Here is a 25,072-nt window from a genome sequence, read left to right as displayed (position 1 = left end):
CGCCAACAAAATGGATCCCATCGGATCCATTCAGAAGCTAAGCCCGTACCGCACCCCGGGTCAACAAGAGGCTCAGTCGCCACCCTCTTCGTAGTGCGTCAGCAGGGCCAGGAACTGGTTGCACGAGTCCGCCAGGTGCTCGCGCATCCGGGCCTCGGCACCCTCGGCGTCACCGGCCAGGATCGCCAGCGCGATGGCGCGGTGCTCGTTCCGGAAGACCTGGGCCAGGTCCTGGCCACCCCGGTAGACCACGGACCAGTCCGAGTCCAGCCACAGCGAATTGGCCCGGACGAACATCTCCGTGCGGGCCCGCTCGACCGCCTCGCACAGCACCTCGTTGCCCCCGGCGGCGGCGATGGCCAGGTGGAAGCGCGAGTCGACCCGGTGGTACGCCCCGAGGTCGGCGACCTCCTCGTCGAGCATCCGCACCAGCGCGCGACGGTCGGCGGTGGAGCCGCGCAGCGCGGCGAGAGAGGCCGCGGCCGGTTCGATGGTCTGCCGGTACTCCATGTAGTCGCGGATGGTCGCGCGGAAGTCCGCGGCGACGGCCGCCCGCTCCTGGACGGCGGCGGACGAGGCGGACCGTACTCTGGTTCCGCCGGAGCGTCCGTGGGTGGTGACCACCAGGCCCTCCTCGGCCAGCTGCCGCACGGCCTGGCGCACGGTGTTGCGCCCCACGCCGAGCGCCGTGGCGAGGTCGCGCTCGGTGGGCAGCCTGCTGCCCGGTTCGAAGCCGCCGAGCGCGATGCGCTTGCGCAGGATGTCGGTGACCACTTCCCAGGACGGGGGGCGCTGGGTCTGCTCGGCGAGCACCGGCTGCCCCGTCCGGCTTTCGTTGGCCGTCACGTCGGCTCCGTCCCCGGGTAAATCCCCGTTCAAAGGAAATGGAAACGACTCAGACCCTATTGACACCCTTCCGGCAGCGACAATACCGTCCCGGGCTATGGGTTCGGACGGACCCATATTGGCGGGTGCACCTCCCACCCAGCCGGGCGCCGCTCGTACCCCTCTCACGTCAGCGGGCCGCCCGCCCTTCCCAAAGGAGCCCGGTTCATGAGCACAGCCCTGCGCAGACCGCCCGGAGCCGACAGTCCACGCAAGCGCCGCAGTCCGCTGCGGATCGCCACCGCCACGCTCATCGGCACCAGCGTGGAGTGGTACGACTTCGGCATCTACAGCACGGCGGCGGCCCTCGTCTTCCCCAAGCTGTTCTTCCCCGAGATGAACCACGCCCTCGCCGTGCTCAGCTCGTTCGCCACCCTGGCCGTCGGCTCCCTGGGACGGCCGATCGGCGCCGCCCTCTTCGGCCACATCGGCGACCGCTACGGACGCAAGAAGGCGCTGATCGGCTCCCTGTTGCTGATGGGCGTCTCCACCTTCCTCATCGGCCTGCTCCCCGGATACGCCACCGCCGGCGCCCTCGCACCCGTACTCCTGCTGGTCATCCGCATCCTGCAGTCGCTGGCGGTCGGCGGCGAGTGGGGCGGCGCCGTGCTGTACGCGGTGGAGAGCGCGCCACCCAATCGCAGGGCGCTGTACGGCTCGTTCCCGCAGATCGGCGACGGCGTCGGCTTCTTCCTGGCCACCGGCGTCTTCGCCCTGGCCTCCCTGCCGGGCCATGACGCGCTCATCAGCTGGACCTGGCGGATCCCGTTCCTCCTCTCCAGCCTGCTGGTGATCACCGGGCTCCTGATCCGCAGCCAGCTGGAGGAGTCCCCGGAGTTCAGCGAGGCGCGGAAGCGTGCCGAGAAGGAGAACGGCTCCGCCCAGCAGATCCCCCTGGTCGGCGTCATCCGCACCGCTTGGCGTACCTGGCTGCTGGCCTCAGGAGCCTTCCTGGTCACCGTGGGCGGCTACTACGTCATCGTCACCTTCATGTCCGTCTATGCCCTCGACCATCTGCACTTCGACGAGACGCAGGTCTCCACCGCCGGCATCTTCTGCTCGCTCGTGGTGATCGTCTTCACGCCGGTCGCGGCGATGCTGGCGGACCGGTTCGGGGTACGCAGGGTCACCCTGATCGGACTCCTCTCGCACCTGCTGGTGGCGTTCCCGATGTTCTGGCTCGCCGACACCGGCACCATCCCGGGTCTCTGGGCGGGCATGGGTCTCGCCATGCTGGCCAGCACCGTGGCCTACGCGACCATCGGCACCATGATCACCACGTGGTTCGCGCCCCGGATCCGCTACACCGGGCTCTCCCTCAGTTACCAGCTCGCCGGGCTGGTCGGCGGCGGCGCCACCCCGGCCCTCGCCCAGTGGCTGGCCGGCCCCTCCGGCACCAACTGGACGCCGGTGGCCCTGCTCTTCCTCGGCATGGCGGTGGTCAGCGTGGCCTGCGTCCTGCTGCACCGGTCGCCCGTCGAGGCCGCCGACGCCGAGCACACCACCACTCCGACCCTGATGGAGGCGTGATGTCAGCCGCAGCCGGCGGCCCCGCGGCGAGCACCGCGGGCCGCGCGCACCTGGAGGAACTGGCCCGCAGGGCCGCCCGCGCGGCCGAGCAGGCCCCCGCATGGGAGTCCCCGTACCCCGGGGCCGGCCAGGAGCTGCACGCCCGGATCGACGCCGCCGTCGCCGAGGACCGGGAGGCCCTGCTCACTCTGAGCCACGCCCTCCACCAGGACCCGGAGCCCGGCTTCGAGGAGCACCGCGCGGTGGCGCGCATCGCCGAACTGCTGCGATCGCGCGGCATCGAGGCCGAGACCGGGGGGTACGGCCTGCCCACCGCGCTGAGCGCCACCGCGGGCACCGGGCAGGGGCCCACCGTGGCGGTGCTGGCCGAGTACGACGCCCTGCCGGGCATCGGTCACGCCTGCGGCCACAACATCATCTGCGCGTCCGCCGTCGGCGCCTTCCTTGCGCTGGCCCGGGTGGTGGCCGCGCTCGGCGGCACGGCGGTGCTGCTGGGCACCCCCGCGGAGGAGAACGGCACCGGCAAGGAGACCATGGCCCGCGCCGGGGCGTTCGACGGCGTGGACGCCGCGGTCATGATCCACCCGTTCGCCGGCGGCGACCTGACGGACGCGCCCTACCTGGGCCTGCGGGAGGTGGTCGTGGAGTACCGGGGGCTGGCCGCGCACGCCTCAGCCACACCGTTCATGGGCGTCAACGCGCTGGACGCGGTGGTCGCCGCGTACCAGGGGATCGCCGCGCTACGGCAGCACATCCTGCCCAACGACCGGATCCACGGCGTGATCACCGACGGCGGGACCCGCCCCAACGTGGTGCCCGACCGGGCCGCCGCGCACTTCTATCTGCGGGCCGGCACCGTCGAGGCGCTCGCGGAGCTCTCCGAACGGGCCCAGCGGGTCTTCGAGGGCGCCGCCACGATGACCGGGACCGAGCTCACCGTCCGCTGGGACGACTGCCCACCCTGCATGCCGGTGCGCAGCAACGAGGCCCTGGCGACCCGGTTCGCCCTGCACCTCACCGGGCGGGGCCGCACCGTCCTGCCCGGCAGCGCCGCGCCGGACGCCGGGTCCGGATCCACCGACCTCGGCAACATCAGCGTACGGATCCCCGCCATCCACCCGATGCTGTCGGTGGCACCGGCCGGAACCGCCCTGCACACGGCGGACTTCGCCGCGTGGACGGCGGGTGCCGAGGCCGACCGCACGGTGCTGGACGGCGCCGCCGCCCTCGCCCGCACCGCCGCGGACTTCCTGGCGGACCCCGAACTGCGGGCCGAGGTGGCCCACGAGTTCACCGCGTCCGGCGGCGCACTCGACGTCGAACGACTGCTGGGCACACCGGGCAGCGCCCGCTGACCGCCGGGCCCGGCACCGGCACCGGGCCGGCCGCCGGAACGTCGCGGAGACGAACCCGCCGGCCCATCTCGCCCCCGCCCGTGAGGTCGGCGGCGAGATGGGCCGCAGGCGCTGAGTCCGGCTGCCGCCCGCGACCGCCCCTCGGCACCCCGGACGATCGCGGGTCGAGGGAGGGTCGTCAGATGACGCCCTGGGCCAGCATCGCGTCGGCGACCCGCTCGAAGCCGGCGATGTTCGCGCCGGTCACGTAGTCGCCGGGGGCGCCGTAACGCTCGGCGGTCTCGTGGCAGGTGGTGTGGATGTCGCTCATGATGAGGGCCAGCTCCCGCTCCACCTGGGCGGCCGTCCACGCCGTACGGGAGTGGTTCTGCGCCATCTCCAGCGCGCTGACCGCGACCCCGCCCGCGTTCGCCGCCTTGCCGGGGCCGAAGGCCACCCCGGCCTGCTGGAACAGGTGCACGGCCTCGGGCGTCGCCGGCATGTTCGCCCCCTCGGACACGGCCTTCACCCCATTGCGGATGAGCGTCTCCGCGTCCTTCTCGCCCAGCTCGTTCTGCGTCGCCGACGGCAGCGCGACATCGCCCGGGACCTCCCAGACCCGCCCGCCGGGAACGAACCGCGCGGACGCGCCGCGGCGCTCGGCGTACTCGCTGATACGGGCGCGCTCGACCTCCTTGACCTGCTTCAGCAGCTCCACGTCGACGCCCTTTTCGTCGACCACGTACCCGCTGGAGTCCGAGCAGGTCAGCGGGTTCGCACCGAGGGCGGTCAGCTTCTCGATGGTGTAGATCGCGACGTTCCCGGAGCCGGAGACGACCGCCGTCTGGCCCTCCAGTTCCTCACCGCGCTCGCGCAGCATCGCCTCCGCGAACAGCACGTTGCCGTACCCGGTGGCCTCCGGCCGGATCAGCGAGCCGCCCCAGTGCGGGCCCTTGCCGGTGAGCACACCGGCCTCCCAGCGGTTGGTGATCCGCCGGTACTGGCCGAAGAGGTAGCCGATCTCGCGGGTGCCGACGCCGATGTCACCGGCCGGCACGTCGGTGTGCTCGCCGATGTGCCGGTGCAGCTCCGTCATGAACGACTGGCAGAACCGCATGACCTCCGCGTCACTGCGCCCGTGCGGGTCGAAGTCGCTGCCGCCCTTGCCACCGCCGATGCCGAGCCCGGTCAACGCGTTCTTGAAGATCTGCTCGAAGCCGAGGAACTTGATGACGCCCAGGTCGACGGACGGATGAAAGCGCAGACCGCCCTTGTACGGGCCCAGCGCGCTGTTGAACTCCACCCGGAAACCGCGGTTGACGTGCACCCGGCAGTGGTCGTCCTGCCACGGCACCCGGAAGATGATCTGCCGCTCCGGCTCGCACAACCGCTCCACGAGCCCTGCCTCCGCGTACTCCGGCCGAGCCGCGAGCACCGGCGCCAGCGTCTCCAGTACCTCGTGAGCGGCCTGGTGGAACTCGGGCTGGGCCGGATTGCGGCGCTCGATCTCGGCGAGCAGGGAGGCGAGCTGGGTCTTGGTGTCGGGTCGGGTCGTCACAGGGTCCCCTTCTGGCACGGCTACTACCGGCGCGGAAGCCGGTGATGAACGCTCGGCGCCGTTGCCGCGCGCAGGAACTCGGCCGACCCGGGAGTGGGCATCCGGGAAACGGCCGACTCCTTAGTGTTACCCCTGTGTAAAGCCGGTGGCCAGTGACCGAGCGCCTTTAGTCCACGATGTGAGATCAACATTCCGATATGCTGGCTGATGCGAGGGCCTCAGGAGGGTTACGCCAGAGGCCAGTGGGGCAGGAGTTCGACCGCGAGGCACAAGACCACGGCCAGCAGGACGATCCAGGGGGCGAGTCCCGTACTGGTCAGCCCTCGCCAGGTCTCCGGCAGGCCGCCCGTGTCGATCAGCAGGCGTTGCAGGACGGGGTCGGCGGCCCCGGCATTCGATATCAGGCCCCGGACCCCGTCTCGGTCGGCGCGAACAGCTCGGCTGTCGACATCGCCGTGATGGCCCGCGTGAACCAGATGCCCAGCGTGTCGAGATCTGAGCAGCCGACGATCCGCTCCCGGTCCTCCTCGGAAACCCCGATCCCTCGGCGGTCCAACAACAACAGGATGTCCTCGGCACGCCCCTCGGCACGTCCCTCGGCACGGAGGTTCTGAGCTGTCTGGGACTGGAAGAAGGAGAGGTCGGCGGCCATGAGGTGCCTCCAGAGATCAGCGGCCGGTGTCTTGCCCAGGCCTTGTTCGGTGAGCTCGATGAGGATGCCTGCGGTGTTCTCGTCGTCGGCCAGCAGGCCCTTCAGTGCCGTGGCCAGCGCCTTCAGTATGGCATCGGCGTCAGTGTCACGGCGGTGCAGCGCTGCGGACAGGACGGTCAGCGGGATGTCGCGGGCCGCCTCCTCCGGGCTGTCGATCACGGGCAGGTCGTCCGGCCCGAGAACCAGGGGCCGCAGAGTGAGAGAGGGCCACTGCGGCGGGCCGATGTCGACCTGGCGTGCCGCCCAGGCCGCGGTGCTCCTGTCCGGGCAGACGACGAGGAGGACCGGGGGCAGCCGGTACTTGGCGTACAGGTGGGAGAGATAGTAGGCCCAGCTCGCCGACTTGTCCGGGTCGCGTCTGCCCTGGGACTCGACCGCGAGAACGAAGCTGCCGCCGTCGGTCGTTTCCATGCGCAGCAATGTGTCCACGCGTCGCTCGACCGGGCGGTTCTCGGTGAGGTCGGTGGGAAGCGGAGACGCCGACACCGGAGTGTCGAAGAGGACGCCGAGGCCCTTGACGGCGCGGGCGAAGAGCCCCGGGTCCTCCTGGAAGATCCGGTGCAGGGCCTCATGGGATGAGCTGACCATGTGCCGAAGGTAGGGCCGGAGAGGCTGAATCCGGGTACATATGCCTGCGGTTCATGCCATCAGGTGACGGCTTCCGGCAGGGACTTGACCCAGGCGGACACACGAAAGGGCCCGTACGACAGAGTCGTACGGGCCCTTGTGGTGCTCGCGATGGAGCTACCGGGTCGGAAGACCCTTCAGCAAGCCGGTGAGCTTACTTCACGATCTTGGTGACCTGGCCGGCGCCCACGGTACGGCCACCCTCACGGATGGCGAACTTCAGGCCCTCTTCCATGGCGACGGGCTGGATGAGCTCCACCTTCATCTCGGTGTTGTCACCCGGCATGACCATCTCGGTGCCCTCGGGGAGGGTCACCACGCCGGTCACGTCCGTCGTGCGGAAGTAGAACTGCGGACGGTAGTTGTTGAAGAACGGCGTGTGGCGGCCACCCTCGTCCTTGGAGAGGATGTAGGCCTGGGCCTGGAACTCGGTGTGCGGGGTGACCGAGCCCGGCTTGATGATGACCTGGCCGCGCTCGACGTCCTCGCGCTTGATGCCGCGGAGCAGCAGACCGACGTTCTCACCGGCCTGGCCCTCGTCGAGCAGCTTGCGGAACATCTCGATGCCGGTGACCGTGGTGGAGGTCTTCTCCTGCTTGATGCCGATGATGTCGACGGTCTCGTTGACCTTGAGGACACCACGCTCGATACGGCCGGTGACGACCGTACCGCGACCGGTGATGGTGAAGACGTCCTCGATCGGCATCAGGAACGGCTTGTCGATGTCGCGCTCCGGCTCCGGAATCGACTCGTCGACGGCCTTCATCAGGTTGAGGACCGAGTCGACCCACTGCTGCTCGCCCTCGAGGGCCTTCAGCGCGGAGACCTTGACGACCGGGACGTCGTCGCCCGGGAACTCGTACTCGGTGAGGAGCTCACGGACCTCGAGCTCGACGAGCTCCAGGATCTCCTCGTCGTCCACCATGTCGGCCTTGTTCAGGGCGACGACGATGTACGGCACGCCGACCTGGCGGGCCAGGAGCACGTGCTCCTTGGTCTGCGGCATCGGGCCGTCGGTCGCGGCGACCACCAGGATCGCGCCGTCCATCTGGGCGGCACCGGTGATCATGTTCTTGATGTAGTCCGCGTGACCCGGGCAGTCGACGTGGGCGTAGTGACGCGCCTCGGTCTGGTACTCGACGTGCGAGATGGAGATGGTGATACCACGCTGGCGCTCTTCGGGCGCCTTGTCGATGTTGTCGAACGGGGTGGCCTCGTTCAGCTCCGGGTACGCGTCGTGCAGCACCTTGGTAATGGCGGCCGTGAGGGTCGTCTTACCGTGGTCGATGTGACCGATGGTGCCGATGTTGACGTGCGGCTTAGTCCGCTCGAACTTCGCCTTCGCCACTGGGTTCCTCCTGTGGAGTGGTTCTGTACGCCTTACTCATCGGCGCCAGGTGATCTTTGCTGGATGGCCCGGATCTCCGGGGCATTCCTCCGACTGTGCGGCGAATGGCCGCGAATCCGCGGAATGCCCCGAGAGGCTCCGGAGTCAAGCCTAAAGGCTGGAACTCGGGTGAGTTACTCGCCCTTGGCCTTCGCGATGATCTCCTCGGCGACGTTCCGCGGAACCTCGGCGTAGGAGTCGAACTGCATCGAGTAGCTTGCGCGACCCGACGTCTTGCTGCGGAGGTCGCCGACGTAGCCGAACATCTCCGAGAGGGGCACGAGGCCCTTCACGACACGGGCGCCCGCCCGCTCCTCCATGGCCTGGATCTGGCCACGGCGGGAGTTGATGTCGCCGATGACCTCGCCCATGTAGTCCTCGGGCGTGGTGACCTCGACGGCCATCATCGGCTCGAGCAGCACCGGGCCGGCCTTGCGCGCGGCCTCCTTGAAGGCCTGCGAACCGGCGATCTTGAACGCGAGTTCGGAGGAGTCGACCTCGTGGTAGCCACCGTCGAGAAGCGTGACGCGGACGCCCGTCATCTCGTAGCCGGCCAGGATGCCGAACTGCATCGCTTCCTGACAGCCGGCGTCGACCGAGGGGATGTACTCCTTCGGAACGCGACCACCGGTCACCTTGTTCACGAACTCGTACGAGGTGTCGCCACCCTCGAGCGGCTCGATCGAGATCTGCACCTTGGCGAACTGGCCGGTACCACCAGTCTGCTTCTTGTGCGTGTAGTCGACCCGCTCGACCGTCTTGCGGATGGTCTCGCGGTACGCCACCTGCGGCTTGCCGACGTTGGCCTCGACCTTGAACTCACGGCGCATGCGGTCGACCAGCACCTCGAGGTGCAGTTCGCCCATACCGCCGATGATGGTCTGGCCGGTCTCCTCGTCCGAGTGAACCTGGAAGGACGGGTCCTCCTCGGCCAGGCGCTGGATCGCGACGCCCAGCTTCTCCTGGTCGCCCTTCGACTTGGGCTCGATGGCGACCTGGATGACCGGCGCCGGGAAGTCCATGGACTCCAGGATCACCGGGGCCTTGTCGTCGCTCAGCGTCTCACCGGTGGTGGTCTGCTTCAGGCCCATGACGGCGACGATGTCGCCGGCGCCCACCGACGGGATCTCCTCACGCTTGTTGGCGTGCATGCGGTAGATCTTGCCGATGCGCTCCTTCTTGCCCTTGACCGAGTTCAGCACCTGCGTGCCGGACTCCAGGCGGCCCGAGTAGACCCGGACGAAGGTGAGCTTGCCGAGGTGCGGGTCGCTCATGATCTTGAACGCGAGCGCGGCCAGCGGCTCGTCGTCGGAGGGCTTGCGCTTGACGATCTCCTCCGCGTTGCCCACGGCGTGGCCCTCGATGGCCTCGACGTCGAGCGGCGTGGGGAGGTAGCGCACGACCGCGTCGAGCAGGGGCTGAACGCCCTTGTTCTTGAACGCGGTACCGCAGAACACCGGGGTGATCGTGGTCTCGCTGGCCTTGCCGGACGCGATGGTGATACGACGGATCGCGGCGTGCAGCTGCTCCTCGGTGGGCTCGTTGCCCTCCAGGTACAGCTCCATGATCTCTTCGTCGTTCTCCGCGACGGCCTCGACCAGCTTGCCGTGCCACTCCTCGGCGGCCTCGGTGTGCGTGGCCGGGATGTCGACGACGTCGTACATCTCGCCCTTGGCGGCCTCGGCGGACCACACGAGCGCCTTCATGCGGACCAGGTCCACAACGCCCTTGAAGTCGGCCTCGGCACCGATCGGCAGCTGCATGACCAGCGGCTGCGCGCCCAGGCGGTCCTTGATCATGTCGACGCAGCGGTGGAACTCGGCACCGGTGCGGTCGAGCTTGTTCACGAAGCAGATGCGCGGAACGCCGTAGCGGTCCGCCTGACGCCACACCGTCTCGGACTGGGGCTCGACACCGGCGACGCCGTCGAACACCGTCACGGCACCGTCGAGCACGCGCAGGGAGCGCTCCACCTCGACGGTGAAGTCGACGTGACCCGGCGTGTCGATGATGTTGATCGTGTGGTCGACGTTGTCCAGCGGCCAGTGACAGGTGGTGGCAGCAGAGGTGATCGTGATGCCACGCTCCTGCTCCTGCTCCATCCAGTCCATCGTGGCGGAACCCTCGTGGGTCTCACCGATCTTGTAGGACACGCCGGTGTAGAACAGGATCCGCTCGGTGGTGGTCGTCTTGCCCGCGTCGATGTGGGCCATGATCCCGATGTTGCGGACCCTGGCCAGGTCAAGTGAAGTGGTAGCCATAAGGCTTCAGTCTTCTCTCGGTTCTCGATGGGGTAGCGACTACCAGCGGTAGTGCGCGAAGGCCTTGTTGGACTCGGCCATCTTGTGCGTGTCCTCGCGCTTCTTCACAGCGGCACCGAGGCCGTTGGAGGCGTCGAGGAGCTCGTTGAGCAGACGCTCGGTCATGGTCTTCTCGCGACGGGCGCGGGAGTAACCGACCAGCCAGCGCAGCGCCAGGGTGTTGGCGCGGCCGGGCTTGACCTCGACCGGCACCTGGTAGGTGGCGCCACCGACACGGCGGGACTTGACCTCGAGGGTCGGCTTGATGTTCTCCAGAGCGCGCTTCAGCGTGATGACCGGGTCGTTGCCGGTCTTCTCGCGCAGGCCCTCCATGGCGCCGTAGACGATGCGCTCGGCGGTGGAGCGCTTGCCGTTCAGCAGCACCTTGTTGATCAGGGAGGTCACCAGAGGAGAGCCGTAGACCGGGTCGATGATGACCGGACGCTTCGGGGCGGGGCCCTTACGAGGCATTCTTACTTCTCCTTCTTGGCGCCGTAACGGCTGCGGGCCTGCTTGCGGTTCTTGACACCCTGGGTGTCGAGCGAACCGCGGATGATCTTGTAGCGAACACCCGGCAGGTCCTTCACACGGCCGCCGCGCACGAGCACGATGGAGTGCTCCTGCAGGTTGTGTCCCTCACCCGGAATGTAAGCGGTGACCTCGATGCCGCTGGTCAGACGCACACGCGCGACCTTGCGGAGGGCCGAGTTCGGCTTCTTCGGGGTGGTCGTGAACACACGCGTGCAGACGCCGCGGCGCTGGGGCGAACCCTCGAGTGCGGGCGTCTTGTTCTTCTCGACCTTGTCCTGCCGGCCCTTGCGGACCAGCTGCTGGATCGTAGGCACTACTTCTCCGGTTTCTGTGTGCCGATGGGTACAGCTAACCTGGAACGTCGCCGACCCACGCGGTCGGGCGTGTCGAATCCCGCAGACTCCCACCGCAAGGCAGAAAGAGGCGCAGATCACGGTGGCCGTCAGCGGCTCCCGGTGCGGTTTGAAGGCACGCACGAAAGCCAGGGCACACCCCAGGCACAAGGTCTGAGCGTACCTACCTCATTCGCTGTGGTCAAAACAAATGGGCCCTGCCCGCCGCGCCTCGCGGGGCTTGTCAAGCCCGGGCCGCTCGGGCGATCTTCGAATCCACGGAACGTGATCTTCGGTCACCGGAATCCTCGCACGTCATCCCGCCCCCGCGATCCCGGCGATGACGAGCACGACCAGGAACACCGCCCAGCCCGCGACGGACAGCCAGCCCAGGACCAGCCCGGCCAGCGCGAGGCCGTCACCGCCCTCCCGGGTGCGGCGCATCTCCGCGCGGGCGGTGTGTCCCAGGACCACCGCCGGCAGGCCGGTCAGACCGGCCGTCATCAGCGTGAGCACCCCGCAGACCAGGGAGCCGACGGCCTTGCCATTGGTGGGCGGCGGGGCCGCCGGCAGGAACGTGGACGGCACGACAGGAGCCGCCGAGGTGAGCGGCGCCGGCCCCTGCGGCAGGTCGGCCACCAGCAGCGTCAGCTCCCCGACCGTACGCGCCTGGTACGCCCGTGCGACGCGCTGGTCGAGTTCCCGCTCGTCCAGGCGGCCCTCGCTGAAGCCCGCCCTGAGCACGTCCACGGCCCGCTCGCGGTCGGCGTGGGAAGCGAGCATGGAAGGGGCGCCCTGGCCCTGCCACGGCTGCGGAACCCCCTGCCCCCGCTGCCAGGGCTGCATGGGCCGCCATGACGGGTGTGACGGTTGATACGACACTGAGACCTCCCCCGGACCGCATGTGTCCCTCCATGATGCGCCAAGGGCGGCCATCCCGTTGCGGGATGGCCGCCCTTCAGCGCGTCAAGCAGCCGCTCGCCTACTGGTTGTACGGACCGTAGTCGTAGTCCTCCAGCGGAACGGCCTGGCCGGAGCCGGAGCCGAACGGCGAGTAGTCGATGTCGTCGTAACCCACGGCCGAGTACATCGCGGCCTTGGCCTCCTCGGTCGGCTCGACCCGGATGTTGCGGTAGCGGGACAGGCCCGTACCGGCCGGGATGAGCTTACCGATGATGACGTTCTCCTTGAGGCCGATCAGGGAGTCGGACTTGGCGTTGATCGCCGCGTCCGTCAGGACCCTGGTCGTCTCCTGGAAGGACGCCGCCGACAGCCAGGACTCGGTCGCCAGCGAGGCCTTGGTGATACCCATGAGCTGCGGACGACCGGAGGCCGGGTGACCGCCCTCCTGGACCACACGACGGTTCTCGTGCTCGAACTTCGAGCGCTCGACCAGTTCGCCGGGCAGCAGTTCGGCGTCGCCGGACTCGATGATCGTCACCCGGCGCAGCATCTGCCGGATGATGATCTCGATGTGCTTGTCGTGGATCGACACACCCTGCGAGTTGTAGACCTTCTGGACCTCGCCGACCAGGTGGACCTGGACGGCCCGCTGGCCCAGGATGCGCAACACGTCGTGCGGGTTGGTGGCACCCACGGTGAGCCTCTGGCCCACCTCGACGTGGTCGCCCTCGCCGACCAGCAGACGGGCACGCTTCGAGATCGGGTAGCTCGTCTCGTCGCTGCCGTCGTCCGGAGTGATGACGAGCTTCTTGGTCTTCTCGGTCTCCTCGATCCGGACGCGTCCGGCCGCCTCGGAGATCGGGGCGACACCCTTCGGCGTACGGGCCTCGAAGAGCTCGACGACACGCGGCAGACCCTGGGTGATGTCGTCACCGGCCACACCACCGGTGTGGAAGGTACGCATCGTCAGCTGGGTGCCGGGCTCACCGATGGACTGGGCGGCGATGATGCCGACCGCCTCACCGATGTCGACCAGCTTGCCGGTGGCGAGCGAACGGCCGTAGCACATGGCGCAGGTGCCCACCGCGGACTCGCAGGTCAGGACCGAGCGGGTCTTGACCTCCGCCACGCCGCGGGAGACGAGCTCCTCGATGAGCACGTCGCCCAGGTCGGTGCCGGCCGGGGCCAGCACCTGACCGTCGACCACGATGTCCTCGGCGAGGCAGCGCGCGTACACGGACGTCTCGACGTTGTCCGCCTTGCGCAGCACGCCGTCGGCGCCCCGCTCGGCGATGTGCAGACGCAGGCCGCGGTCGGTGCCGCAGTCCTCCTCGCGGATGATGACGTCCTGGGAGACGTCGACCAGACGACGGGTGAGGTAACCCGAGTCGGCGGTACGCAGGGCGGTGTCGGCCAGACCCTTACGGGCACCGTGCGTGGAGATGAAGTACTCCAGCACGGACAGACCCTCACGGAACGACGCCTTGATGGGCCGCGGGATGGTCTCGTTCTTGGCGTTCGACACCAGACCGCGCATACCGGCGATCTGACGCATCTGCATCATGTTTCCTCGGGCGCCCGAGGAAACCATCATGAAGATCGGGTTGGTCTTCGGGAAGTTCTCGTTCATCGCCTCGGCGACCTCGTTGGTCGCCTTGGTCCAGATCGCGATGAGCTCCTGGGTCCGCTCGTCCTTCGTGATCAGACCGCGCTCGTACTGCTTCTGGACCTTCTCGTCCTGCGCCTCGTAGCCGCGGACGATCTCCTTCTTCGCCTCGGGTACGACGACGTCGGAGATGGCGACGGTGACACCGGAGCGGGTGGCCCAGTAGAAGCCGGCCGACTTCAGGTTGTCGAGCGTGGCCGCCACGATGACCTTCGGGTAGCGCTCGGCGAGGTCGTTGACGATCTCGGAGAGCTGCTTCTTGCCCACCTCGAAGTCGACGAACGGGTAGTCCTCGGGCAGCAGCTCGTTGAAGAGCGCGCGGCCCAGGGTCGTCCTCAGGCGGAAGGAGTCACCCTGCTGCCACTCCGGCTCGCCCTCCTCGCGGGCCGGCGGGGTCCAGCCACGCGGCGGGATGGTGCCCACCGGGAAGCGGACGTCCACCCGCGACTGGAGCGAGAGCTCGCCGGCGTCGAACGCCATGATCGCCTCGGCGACCGACGCGAAGGAGCGCTCCTCGCCCTTGGCCTCGCGGCCCTCGGCGTCGGTGGTGAGGAAGTAGAGACCGAGGACCATGTCCTGGGTCGGCATCGTCACCGGACGGCCGTCGGCCGGCTTGAGGATGTTGTTCGAGGACAGCATCAGGATGCGGGCCTCGGCCTGCGCCTCCGCGGACAGCGGCAGGTGCACGGCCATCTGGTCACCGTCGAAGTCCGCGTTGAACGCGGTGCACACGAGCGGGTGGATCTGGATGGCCTTGCCCTCGACCAGCTGCGGCTCGAAGGCCTGGATGCCGAGGCGGTGCAGGGTGGGCGCACGGTTCAGCAGAACCGGGTGCTCCGCGATGACCTCTTCCAGCACGTCGTACACGACCGTGCGGCCGCGCTCGACCATGCGCTTGGCCGACTTGATGTTCTGCGCGTGGTTCAGGTCGACCAGGCGCTTCATCACGAACGGCTTGAACAGCTCCAGCGCCATCGCCTTCGGCAGACCGCACTGGTGCAGCTTCAGCTGCGGACCGACGACGATCACGGAACGGGCCGAGTAGTCGACGCGCTTGCCGAGCAGGTTCTGACGGAAGCGGCCCTGCTTGCCCTTGAGCATGTCGGACAGCGACTTCAGCGGACGGTTGCCGGGGCCCGTGACCGGGCGGCCGCGGCGGCCGTTGTCGAAGAGCGCGTCGACGGCCTCCTGAAGCATGCGCTTCTCGTTGTTCACGATGATCTCGGGCGCGCCGAGGTCGAGAAGCCGCTTCAGGCGGTTGTTGCGGTTGATGACACGGCGGTACAGGTCGTTCAGGTCGGAGGTCGCGAAGCGGCCACCGTCCAGCTGCACCATCGGACGCAGGTCCGGCGGGATGACCGGCACGCAGTCCAGGACCATGCCCTTGGGGCTGTTGGACGTCTGCAGGAACGCGGAGACGACCTTCAGGCGCTTCAGTGCGCGGGTCTTCTTCTGGCCCTTGCCGGTGCGGATGATCTCGCGGAGCTTCTCGGCCTCCTCCTCGAGGTCGAAGGACTCCAGGCGCTTCTGCAGCGCCGCGGCACCCATCGAGCCGTCGAAGTACGTGCCGAACCGGTCGCGCAGCTCGCGGTAGAGCAGCTCGTCGCCCTCGAGGTCCTGGACCTTGAGGTTCTTGAACCGGGTCCACACCTCGTCGAGGCGGTCGATCTCGCGCTGCGCGCGGTCGCGCAGCTGCTTCATCTCACGCTCGGCACCCTCGCGCACCTTGCGGCGCACGTCGGCCTTGGCACCCTCGGCCTCCAGCTCGGCGAGGTCCGCCTCGAGCTTCTTGGCGCGGGCCTCCAGGTCGGCGTCGCGGCGCTGCTCGATCTGCTGGCGCTCGACGGAGACGTGGGCCTCCAGCGACGGCAGGTCGCGGGTGCGGCGCTCGTCGTCGACGTACGTGATCATGTACGCCGCGAAGTAGATGACCTTCTCCAGGTCCTTCGGGGCCAGGTCGAGCAGGTAGCCCAGGCGCGACGGGACGCCCTTGAAGTACCAGATGTGGGTGACGGGCGCGGCCAGCTCGATGTGGCCCATCCGCTCACGGCGCACCTTGGCGCGCGTGACCTCGACGCCACAGCGCTCGCAGATGATGCCCTTGAAGCGGACGCGCTTGTACTTGCCGCAGTAGCACTCCCAGTCCCGGGTGGGGCCGAAGATCTTCTCGCAGAAGAGCCCGTCCTTTTCCGGCTTGAGGGTGCGGTAGTTGATGGTCTCGGGCTTCTTGACCTCGCCGTGGCTCCACTGACGGATGTCGTCAGCGGTGGCCAGGCCGATCCGGAGCTCGTCGAAGAAGTTGACGTCGAGCACTATGCGTCAATCCCTCTCAGGGTCGTAAGTCTGTGGTCTGAAACGGGGGCCTGGGGGTCGGCGGGCCTCCTGGTCAGGAGGCCCCCCGGACTCCCGTCAGACCTCTTCGACGCTGCTCGGCTCGCGCCGGGACAGGTCGATGCCGAGCTCCTCCGCAGCGCGGAAGACATCCTCGTCGGTGTCGCGCATCTCGATGGACATACCGTCGCTGGACAGCACCTCCACGTTCAGGCACAGGGACTGCATCTCCTTGATGAGCACCTTGAAGGACTCGGGGATGCCGGGCTCGGGGATGTTCTCGCCCTTGACGATGGCCTCGTAGACCTTCACGCGGCCGGTGACGTCGTCGGACTTGATGGTCAGCAGCTCCTGGAGGGCGTAGGCGGCGCCGTAGGCCTCGAGGGCCCACACCTCCATCTCGCCGAAGCGCTGGCCACCGAACTGGGCCTTACCACCCAGCGGCTGCTGGGTGATCATCGAGTACGGACCGGTCGAACGGGCGTGCAGCTTGTCGTCGACCAGGTGGTGCAGCTTCAGGATGTACATGTAGCCGACCGAGATCGGGTCCGGGAACGGCTCACCGCTGCGGCCGTCGAACAGCCGCGCCTTGCCGGACGGGAGGACCATGCGGTCGCCGTCGCGGTTCGGGATGGTGTGCTGGAGCAGACCCGCCAGCTCGTCCTCACGGGCACCGTCGAAGACCGGGGTGGCCACGTTGGTGCCGGGGGCGACCTGGTCGGCGCCGATGGCCTGGAGGCGCTCCGCCCACTCGTCCGCGAGGCCGGAGACGTCCCAGCCGCGGCTGGCGAGCCAGCCGAGGTGGATCTCCAGGACCTGTCCCGGGTTCATTCGGGACGGCACACCCAGCGGGTTGAGGATGATGTCGACCGGGGTGCCGTCCTCCAGGAACGGCATGTCCTCGATCGGCAGGATCTTGGAGATGACGCCCTTGTTGCCGTGGCGGCCGGCGAGCTTGTCACCGTCGGTGATCTTGCGCTTCTGCGCGACGTAGACGCGGACCAGCTGGTTCACGCCCGGCGGCAGCTCGTCGCCCTCCTCGCGGTCGAAGACGCGCACGCCGATGACCTTGCCGGTCTCGCCGTGCGGCACCTTCAGCGAGGTGTCACGGACCTCACGGGCCTTCTCACCGAAGATCGCGCGCAGCAGGCGCTCCTCCGGGGTCAGCTCGGTCTCGCCCTTCGGGGTCACCTTGCCGACGAGGATGTCGCCGGCGATGACCTCGGCGCCGATGCGGATGATGCCGCGCTCGTCGAGGTCGGCGAGGACCTCCTCGGAGACGTTCGGGATGTCCCGGGTGATCTCCTCGGGGCCGAGCTTGGTGTCACGGGCGTCGACCTCGTGCTCCTCGATGTGGATCGAGGAGAGGACGTCGTCCTGGACGAGGCGCTGCGACAGGATGATCGCGTCCTCGTAGTTGTGACCCTCCCACGGCATGAACGCGACCAGCAGGTTCTTGCCGAGCGCCATCTCGCCGTTCTGGGTGGCCGGGCCGTCGGCGAGGACCTGGCCCTCGACGACACGGTCGCCCTCGTTGACGATGACCTTCTGGTTGACCGAGGTGCCCTGGTTGGAGCGGGCGAACTTGGCCAGGCGGTACGTGATGTACGTGCCGTCGTCGTTGGTCGTGGTGATGTAGTCGGCGGAGATCTCCTGGACCACACCGGCCTTCTCGGCCTTGACGACGTCGCCGGCGTCGACGGCGGAGCGGTACTCCATGCCGGTGCCGACGAGCGGGGCCTCCGACTTGATGAGCGGAACGGCCTGGCGCATCATGTTCGCGCCCATGAGGGCACGGTTGGCGTCGTCGTGCTCGAGGAAGGGGATCATGGCGGTCGCGACCGACACCATCTGGCGCGGCGAGACGTCCATGTAGTCGACGTCCTCGGGGCTGACGTAGTCGACCTCGCCGCCACGGCGGCGGACGAGCACGCGGGCCTCGGCGAAGCGCAGGTCGTCCGTCAGGGTGGCGTTGGCCTGCGCGATGACGAAGCGGTCCTCCTCGTCGGCGGTCAGGTAGTCGACCTCGTCGGTGACCTGGCCGTCGTCGACCTTGCGGTACGGGGTCTCGACGAACCCGAACGCGTTGACCCGGCCGTAGGAGGCGAGCGAGCCGATCAGACCGATGTTCGGGCCTTCCGGCGTCTCGATCGGGCACATGCGGCCGTAGTGCGAGGGGTGCACGTCACGGACCTCGAAGCCGGCCCGCTCACGGGAGAGACCACCCGGGCCGAGGGCCGACAGGCGGCGCTTGTGGGTGAGACCCGACAGCGGGTTGTTCTGGTCCATGAACTGCGACAGCTGGCTGGTGCCGAAGAACTCCTTGATGGAGGCGACGACCGGCCGGATGTTGATCAGGGTCTGCGGCGTGATCGCCTCGACGTCCTGCGTGGTCATGCGCTCGCGGACGACACGCTCCATACGGGCCAGACCGGTACGGACCTGGTTCTGGATGAGCTCGCCCACGCTGCGCAGACGGCGGTTGCCGAAGTGGTCGATGTCGTCGGTCTCGACGACGATCGTCTGACCGCTGTCGCCGACCGTCTCGATCTCGCCCGCGTGCAGCTTCACCAGGTACTTGATCGTCGAGATGACGTCCTCGACGGTCAGGACGCCGGCGTCCAGCGGAGCGTCCGCACCCAGCTTCTTGTTGACCTTGTAGCGGCCGACCTTGGCGAGGTCGTAGCGCTTGGGGTTGAAGTACAGGTTCTCGAGCAGCGTCTGCGCGGCCTCACGCGTGGGGGGCTCGCCCGGGCGCAGCTTGCGGTAGATGTCCAGCAGCGCGTCGTCCTGGCCCTGGGTGTGGTCCTTCTCCAGGGTGGCGCGCATCGACTCGTAGTCGCCGAACTCCTCGAGGATCTGCTCGTTGGTCCAGCCGAGCGCCTTCAGCAGGACGGTGACCGACTGCTTGCGCTTGCGGTCGATGCGGACACCGACCATGTCGCGCTTGTCGATCTCCATCTCCAGCCAGGCACCCCGGGAGGGGATGATCTTGGCGGAGAAGATGTCCTTGTCGGACGTCTTGTCGATGGAGGAGTCGAAGTAGACACCGGGGGAACGGACCAGCTGAGACACCACGACACGCTCGGTGCCGTTGATGACGAAGGTGCCCTTGTTCGTCATGAGCGGGAAGTCGCCCATGAAGACGGTCTGGGACTTGATCTCGCCGGTCTCGTTGTTGGTGAACTCGGCCGTGACGAAGAGCGGGGCCGCGTACGTGAAGTCGCGCTCCTTGCACTCGTCGATCGAGTTCTTGGGCGGCTCGAAGCGGTGGTCGCGGAACGTCAGCGACATCGACCCGGAGAAGTCCTCGATCGGGGAGATCTCCTCGAAGATCTCCTCGAGGCCGGACTTGGTGGGGACGTCCTGACCGGACTCCAGAGCATCCTCGACACGAGCCTTCCACGCGTCGTTGCCGAGCAGCCAGTCGAAGCTCTCGGTTTGCAGCGCGAGAAGGTTCGGAACCTCGAGGGGCTCCTTGATCTTTGCAAAGGAGATGCGCAGCGGGGCGGTGCTGGCGCCGTTGTTCGTATTCGCGGTCGAGGCGTTGCGCGAGGCGGCCAAGAGGGGGTCCTTCCGAGGGCTCGGACTCACTACGCGCGTACCGGCCCCCCGCCGCCGCTTGAGGACAGGTCGTCCTGATCGGGCCGAAAGGCCAGGTCAAGGATGATCTGGTCGTCGTTGCTGAGGCGAGGGCATGCCCCTGGTGACGGGCAGGGGACAGCTAACAGGCAGCGCAAAGGGTCAGTGTAGCCACATGGCACACTGATGTCCAGTGCGGGTTTTTTGAGACCCTCGTACTTGTCAACGTCTGCGGCCTACCTGCCCTCAACGCAACCTGATACTGCCCTCTTCGTCGCCGATCCATGCCTCGGATTCGGATCCTTGTGACGACGCGTCCTGAGAATTGCGCGCTGCGTGCGGTTCGTCAAGGCCTCCCATGGCCAAACCGGATGCTGCCATCGTCACTTGCAGCCCGCCGCCGGAGCTCTGGAGGCACGACGAAGATCACCATACCCCTCCCTGCCGCCGGCGCAAGGCAGCCGGCACCGGCCCCCTCGAACGCCGAAGAGCGACCACCCGGATGGATGATCGCTCCTCGGTGCGTTCGCGTTACAGCCCTACCGGGCCGTGATCAGCGCGCGGGAGTCCTTCGCGGACCCGTGGAGGTCTTACTTGACCTCGACGGAGGCGCCGGCGCCCTTGAGGGCCTCGGCGGCCTTGTCCGCGGCCTCCTTGTTGACCTTCTCGAGGACGGGCTTCGGCGCACCGTCGACCAGGTCCTTGGCCTCCTTCAGGCCCAGGGAGGTCAGCTCGCGCACGACCTTGATGACCTGGATCTTCTTGTCGCCCGCGCCGGAGAGGATGACGTCGAACTCGTCCTTCTCCTCGGGAGCCTCGGCAACCGGGGCGCCCGGGCCGGCCATCATGACCGGGGCGGCCGCGGCGGCGGTGACGTCGAACTTCTCCTCGAAGGCCTTCACGAACTCGGAGAGCTCGATGAGGGTCATCTCCTCGAACTGCGCGAGCAGGTCTTCCTGGCTGAGCTTCGCCATGATGGCGGTCCTTCCACTAAATCGGCAGGTGCCGGATGTACTGGGTGAGGCGGGCGTACGTCGGCCCGCTGCGACCCCCGCCGCGTCAGGCGGCGCGGATCAGAAAGCGAGCCGAGTTACTCGGCACCGCCCTGCTCGTCCTGCTTGGCGCGCAGCGCGTCCACGGTGCGGACGAGCTTCGACGGCAGCGCCTGGAAGACGGAGGCAGCCTGGGACTGCTTCCCCTTGAAGGCACCGGCCAGCTTGGAGAGCAGAACCTCGCGGGACTCGAGGTCCGCAAGCTTCTTGATCTCGTCGGCGGACAGCGCCTTGCCGTCAAGGACACCGCCCTTGATGACGAGATTCGGGTTGTCCTTGGCGAAGTCACGGAGACCCTTCGCCGACTCCACCGGGTCACCGGTGACGAAGGCGACGGCCGTCGGACCAGCGAAGAGCTGGTCGTCCAGCGTGATCCCGGCCTCGTTGGCCGCAATCTTGGTCAGCGTGTTCTTCACCACGGCGTACTGGGCGTTCTCACCGAGCGACCGGCGCAGCGTCTTGAGCTGCGCCACGGTGAGACCGCGGTACTCGGTCAGCACGGCGGCGTTGGAGCTGCGGAACTTGTCCGTCAGCTCCGCAACCGCGGCAGCCTTGTCGGGCCTCGCCATAGAGCCTCGGCCTCCTTCCGGGTGATTCGGACCGCGCGGACCCGAAGGAGGACTGGGGAAAACGAAACGCCCCGGCGCAGGCGCACGGGGCGGACTCGACCGGTCGCACACACGGGGATCGACGTGTGCTCCGGGAGTTCTTCCACAGTCACCTGCGCGGGTCGTCCGCAGTTCAGCGGATCCTTCGGCCACCGCGCCCTCGTTCGAGCGCACGGCAACGACCAGCGGTCTTTGGCTTCTGTGGGAGCGTACGGGAAGGGGTCACCGCAAAGCAAATCGCCCCGGGAACGCGGCTCAGGAGCCGATGCCGGTGCCGCCCGCGGTGGTGCCCTGGGACTTCATCAGGTCCTTGAAGTCCTTGGTGTCGCCGGCCGGGGGCGCCTGGACGGCGGTCTTCACGCCGTAGTCGCTGTAGTAGGCGGTGTTGGTCATGGCGCCGGTCGCCATCTCCGCCTTCTCGACCTTCTTGACCAGCAGGTTCTGGTCGTTGACCCAGATGTCGACGGACTCGGTGGTGACCCCCGCCTCGCTGAGCTGCTTCTTCAACTCGTCCATCTGGCGCTTGGGCAGGTTCGAGCTCTTGTCGGCGAAGTCGGCGACGTTCACCGTGCCCGCGTAGTGCGTGGTGTGCTCGCCGCGCACCGTCGCCTCGCCGACCTTCCTGACGTCGCCGGAGGCCAGCAGCAGCTTCACCGACTGGTTCGGCGTGGCGTTCTTCAGCTGCTCCTGCATGTACGCCCCGGAGCCGCCGACGAGGTCCCCGAGGTCCTGGTAGCCGTACCGGATCCAGTGCTTGCCGCCCGTCTGCCGCGCGTAGGCGTCGCTCATGTGCGCGTAGTAGGCGTCGGGCAGGTAGCGCGCCTCCATCGTCGTGGACCCGATCCGGCGCATCGTCTCGGCGACCGTGCCGCCGGTGTAGGTGAGCGTGAGCGTGCCGGTCAGGCCGTCACCCCAGTCGAGGGTGCCGCTGCCCTTCATCGACATCAGCGTGCCGATGCTGGTCGTCATCGACACCCTGGCGGAGTCGGCCTCGGCGGTGGAGGTGTCGGCGGAGCGCAGGGCCGCGATGGGGCTCACGTGCGTAACACCCCGGCCGGCCGCGCCGTCGCCCTTGCCCGAGCCGCCGGAGGAACCGGAGGAGCCGCAGGCGGCCACTGCCGTCAGCGAGGTCACCGCCACGACGGAGAGCGTGATACGGCGCGCGGTCGTGCTCTTCATTCGTCCCACCCCTATGCGGTTGCTGCGATCTTCACGCTAACGCAGGCCTGTGACGGGCGTACGGGAGTCGCACAAGACGTCGCCCGCCGACGTACGGAGGACGTCGTACAGGAGCCCCACGGCGAAGGGACGAGTCCCGCACCCCAAAAGGTTGCGGGACTCGTCCCTTCGCTGTGCGAGCCGTGGGCTCAGACCGCGGCCGGGTCCTCCTCGACGAGGAGGTTGCGGGTGCGGTTCGGGTCGACCGGGATGCCGGGGCCCATCGTGGTGGTGATGGCGGCCTTCTTGATGTAGCGACCCTTGGCGGCGGACGGCTTCAGACGGAGGATCTCCTCCAGCGCCGCGCCGTAGTTCTCCACCAGCTTGCTGTCGTCGAACGACGTCTTGCCGATGATGAAGTGCAGGTTCGAGTGCTTGTCGACGCGGAACTCGATCTTGCCGCCCTTGATGTCGGTGACGGCCTTGGCCACGTCGGGGGTGACGGTGCCGGTCTTCGGGTTCGGCATCAGACCACGCGGGCCGAGGACGCGGCCGAGGCGGCCGACCTTGCCCATGAGGTCCGGGGTGGCGACGACGGCGTCGAAGTCCAGACGGCCCTTCGACACCTCGTCGATCAGCTCGTCCGCGCCGACGATGTCGGCGCCGGCGGCACGTGCGGCCTCGGCACGGTCACCGGTCGCGAAGACCAGGACCCGGGCGGTCTTACCGGTGCCGTGCGGAAGGTTCACGGTGCCACGGACCATCTGGTCGGCCTTGCGCGGGTCGACACCCAGACGGAAGGCGACCTCGACGGTGCCGTCGAACTTGGTCGTGGAGGTCTCCTTGGCGAGACGGACGGCCTCGAGCGGGGCGTACAGCTTCTCCCGGTCGACCTTGGCGTCCGCAGCGCGGAGAGCCTTGCTGCGCTTGCTCACAACTGCTCCTGTGTGTTCTGAAAGGAGTCGTGGTACGGGCCGAGCAGACCCTGCCACGTGCGGCCTTCAGCCGCATGGTGCTACGAAGGTGGGGTTCAGCCCTCGACCGTGACGCCCATGGAACGCGCGGTGCCGGCGATGATCTTCGCGGCGGCGTCCAGGTCGTTGGCGTTGAGGTCGGGCAGCTTGGTCTGGGCGATCTCACGGACCTGCGCCTCGGTGATCTTGGCGACCTTGGTCTTGTGCGGCTCGCCGGAGCCCTTCTCCACGCCCGCGGCCTTGAGGATCATCTTGGCGGCCGGCGGGGTCTTGGTGATGAAGGTGAAGGAACGGTCCTCGTAGACCGTGATCTCCACCGGGATGACCCAACCGCGCTGCGACTCGGTCGCGGCGTTGTAGGCCTTGCAGAACTCCATGATGTTGACGCCGTGCTGACCCAGCGCCGGGCCGACCGGCGGAGCCGGGTTGGCGGCGCCGGCCTGGATCTGGAGCTTGATGAGCCCCGTGACCTTCTTCTTCTTGGGAGGCATTGCTCTCCGGGTCCTTTCGATTCGGGTCCTGCCGGCGCTCGGGTACCACCCGGACGCAGGCATACCGCACAACGATAACGGGTATGGCTGCGCGGCTGAAAACCGGGCAGGTCAGGCACCCGCCGGAGCGTTCGCCTGACCTGCGCGGAAGCGGTTCGTCCAGAAAGAACCGCGGTGAACTAGTTCTTCTGGAAGTGTAGGGCCGGGGCTCTGACCTGCGGCTGTGTAATCGATCAACGCTGCGACCTGCCGCTTAGCTGTCGGCGGTTGTCAGCGTTGGTTGTCGTTGAGCGCCCTTTGACGGCCCCAGGACGGCCCCAGGACTGGCCACTACTGGGCTTCGCCTCGGCCCGGCATGCCAGACTGCGGCCGTGGAGGAGATCTACCAACTGTGGTTGGCGGCCGTGCCGAGCCCCATACCTGAGAACGAGGCTCGGATCTATTGGAACTGCAAGGAAGATCCAACCCCGGTTCTGGACGAGGGCTTGCGTCGGGCCGCCTACCTCTACGTAGGTTCCTGGGGTGATGAGCACGAGCCGGAGAATCTGCATGCGGGCCAAGGGCACTGCCCTGCCAACCGGCTGCACAGCTGGCTCTTCTACCTCGGGACGATCGACCGCTATCAGGCGCCGTTGCTTGACGATGAGCTGATGGCCCAGCTGGTCGAGCTCTACCGTCCCCGTTCCAGTGATCTCCCGGCCGACGTGATCGACCTTTCACAGCTGGAGAGCTTTCTCCGCCAGCACCTGGGGCTGTACCTCCTCACTGAGGAACCCGGCTCGGATACATACGGGTAGACATTGCGCTTAGGTCGGCGTAGCGACTTTGGCCGGGAGCTGCTTTGGCGCGAGTGATCATGGCCCCGTAAGCTTCCGGCGCGTCGGGCAGTCTGTGGACCTGCCCGGTAAAGCACGACGTTGGGGCCATGATCTTCGAGGCTCGCGCCAAAGTGGCTGGCTAAAGTCGCGGAGCCGACCGCCCCAGCCACGATGTGTTCTGACCTCATGCTCCGTGTGCCTGCCTCTTGGGCGGGAGTGGGCGGCTGGCGGTGCCGAGCGGGGCGGAGACATGAGCGCGGGCGCCGCCAGCCGCCCGCGCCCGCCCGGAGGAG

At 68.0% G+C, this 25,072-nt stretch carries 18 protein-coding genes; 3 read left to right on the top strand and 15 right to left on the bottom strand.

Annotated features, from left to right (window positions below; translation table 11 throughout):
• Positions 1-72 precede the first annotated feature (72 nt).
• Entirely contained in the window at positions 73-846 is a 774-nt protein-coding gene (locus ACFY4A_RS19885) for a FadR/GntR family transcriptional regulator (RefSeq protein WP_390830696.1), read from the bottom strand.
• Between the two features lie 207 nt (positions 847-1,053).
• On the opposite strand from ACFY4A_RS19885, the gene ACFY4A_RS19880 reads away from it, so the two are divergent.
• Positions 1,054-2,415: an MFS transporter gene (locus ACFY4A_RS19880; RefSeq protein WP_390830695.1), complete on the top strand. Its 1,362-nt coding sequence runs from the start codon at positions 1,054-1,056 to the stop codon at positions 2,413-2,415.
• Entirely contained in the window at positions 2,415-3,770 is a 1,356-nt protein-coding gene (locus ACFY4A_RS19875) for a M20 family metallopeptidase (RefSeq protein WP_390830694.1), read from the top strand. Before ACFY4A_RS19880 ends, ACFY4A_RS19875 begins: the two co-directional genes overlap by 1 nt.
• Before the next feature lie 178 nt (positions 3,771-3,948).
• On the opposite strand, the gene gdhA is transcribed toward ACFY4A_RS19875, so the two are convergent.
• The 14 genes from gdhA to rplK form a co-directional block, all read right to left on the bottom strand.
• On the bottom strand, positions 3,949-5,307 hold the full coding sequence (gene gdhA / locus ACFY4A_RS19870; protein ID WP_390830693.1) for an NADP-specific glutamate dehydrogenase: 1,359 nt from the start codon (positions 5,305-5,307) through the stop codon (positions 3,949-3,951).
• Between the two features lie 400 nt (positions 5,308-5,707).
• Complete coding sequence (locus tag ACFY4A_RS19865) at positions 5,708-6,607, bottom strand: hypothetical protein (protein ID WP_390830692.1); 900 nt, start codon at positions 6,605-6,607, stop codon at positions 5,708-5,710.
• 193 nt (positions 6,608-6,800) lie between these two features.
• Positions 6,801-7,994: an elongation factor Tu gene (gene tuf / locus ACFY4A_RS19860; RefSeq protein ID WP_390830691.1), complete on the bottom strand. Its 1,194-nt coding sequence runs from the start codon at positions 7,992-7,994 to the stop codon at positions 6,801-6,803.
• Between the two features lie 173 nt (positions 7,995-8,167).
• Positions 8,168-10,294 carry an elongation factor G gene (fusA, locus tag ACFY4A_RS19855; RefSeq protein WP_390830690.1) on the bottom strand — a complete coding sequence of 709 codons (2,127 nt, stop codon included), beginning with the start codon at positions 10,292-10,294 and terminating at the stop codon, positions 8,168-8,170.
• A 39-nt stretch (positions 10,295-10,333) separates the two neighbouring features.
• Complete coding sequence (gene rpsG / locus ACFY4A_RS19850) at positions 10,334-10,804, bottom strand: 30S ribosomal protein S7 (protein WP_003998848.1); 471 nt, start codon at positions 10,802-10,804, stop codon at positions 10,334-10,336.
• A 2-nt stretch (positions 10,805-10,806) separates the two neighbouring features.
• Positions 10,807-11,178, bottom strand: a complete 372-nt coding sequence (rpsL, locus tag ACFY4A_RS19845) for a 30S ribosomal protein S12 (RefSeq protein ID WP_003948652.1) — start codon at positions 11,176-11,178, stop codon at positions 10,807-10,809.
• Between the two features lie 333 nt (positions 11,179-11,511).
• Entirely contained in the window at positions 11,512-11,979 is a 468-nt protein-coding gene (locus tag ACFY4A_RS19840; protein WP_390830689.1) for a DUF1707 and DUF4190 domain-containing protein, read from the bottom strand.
• Between the two features lie 199 nt (positions 11,980-12,178).
• The gene (locus tag ACFY4A_RS19835; protein ID WP_390830688.1) at positions 12,179-16,078 is read right to left on the bottom strand and encodes a DNA-directed RNA polymerase subunit beta'; all 3,900 of its coding nucleotides are present in this window, start codon (positions 16,076-16,078) and stop codon (positions 12,179-12,181) included.
• A 96-nt stretch (positions 16,079-16,174) separates the two neighbouring features.
• Positions 16,175-19,660, bottom strand: a complete 3,486-nt coding sequence (gene rpoB / locus ACFY4A_RS19830) for a DNA-directed RNA polymerase subunit beta (RefSeq protein ID WP_390830687.1) — start codon at positions 19,658-19,660, stop codon at positions 16,175-16,177.
• A gap of 608 nt (positions 19,661-20,268) precedes the next feature.
• Complete coding sequence (gene rplL / locus ACFY4A_RS19825; protein ID WP_390830686.1) at positions 20,269-20,652, bottom strand: 50S ribosomal protein L7/L12; 384 nt, start codon at positions 20,650-20,652, stop codon at positions 20,269-20,271.
• A 116-nt stretch (positions 20,653-20,768) separates the two neighbouring features.
• The gene (gene rplJ, locus ACFY4A_RS19820) at positions 20,769-21,299 is read right to left on the bottom strand and encodes a 50S ribosomal protein L10 (protein ID WP_100569727.1); all 531 of its coding nucleotides are present in this window, start codon (positions 21,297-21,299) and stop codon (positions 20,769-20,771) included.
• Positions 21,300-21,593: 294 nt separating this feature from the next.
• The gene (locus tag ACFY4A_RS19815; RefSeq protein WP_390830685.1) at positions 21,594-22,517 is read right to left on the bottom strand and encodes a hypothetical protein; all 924 of its coding nucleotides are present in this window, start codon (positions 22,515-22,517) and stop codon (positions 21,594-21,596) included.
• A gap of 188 nt (positions 22,518-22,705) precedes the next feature.
• Positions 22,706-23,431, bottom strand: coding sequence for a 50S ribosomal protein L1 (gene rplA / locus ACFY4A_RS19810; protein ID WP_390830684.1), 726 nt, complete (start codon positions 23,429-23,431; stop codon positions 22,706-22,708).
• A gap of 95 nt (positions 23,432-23,526) precedes the next feature.
• On the bottom strand, positions 23,527-23,961 hold the full coding sequence (gene rplK / locus ACFY4A_RS19805; protein ID WP_019756559.1) for a 50S ribosomal protein L11: 435 nt from the start codon (positions 23,959-23,961) through the stop codon (positions 23,527-23,529).
• 371 nt (positions 23,962-24,332) lie between these two features.
• Between rplK and ACFY4A_RS19800 the strand changes: the two genes are divergently transcribed.
• A complete protein-coding gene (locus ACFY4A_RS19800; protein WP_390830683.1) occupies positions 24,333-24,758 on the top strand; it encodes a hypothetical protein in 426 nt (141 codons plus the stop codon).
• Positions 24,759-25,072 lie beyond the last annotated feature (314 nt).

The sequence above is a fragment of the Streptomyces sp. NPDC001292 genome (assembly GCF_042896465.1).
Taxonomy (GTDB): Bacteria; Actinomycetota; Actinomycetes; order Streptomycetales; family Streptomycetaceae; genus Streptomyces.
This window is presented reverse-complemented; position numbering and strand designations above follow the sequence as displayed.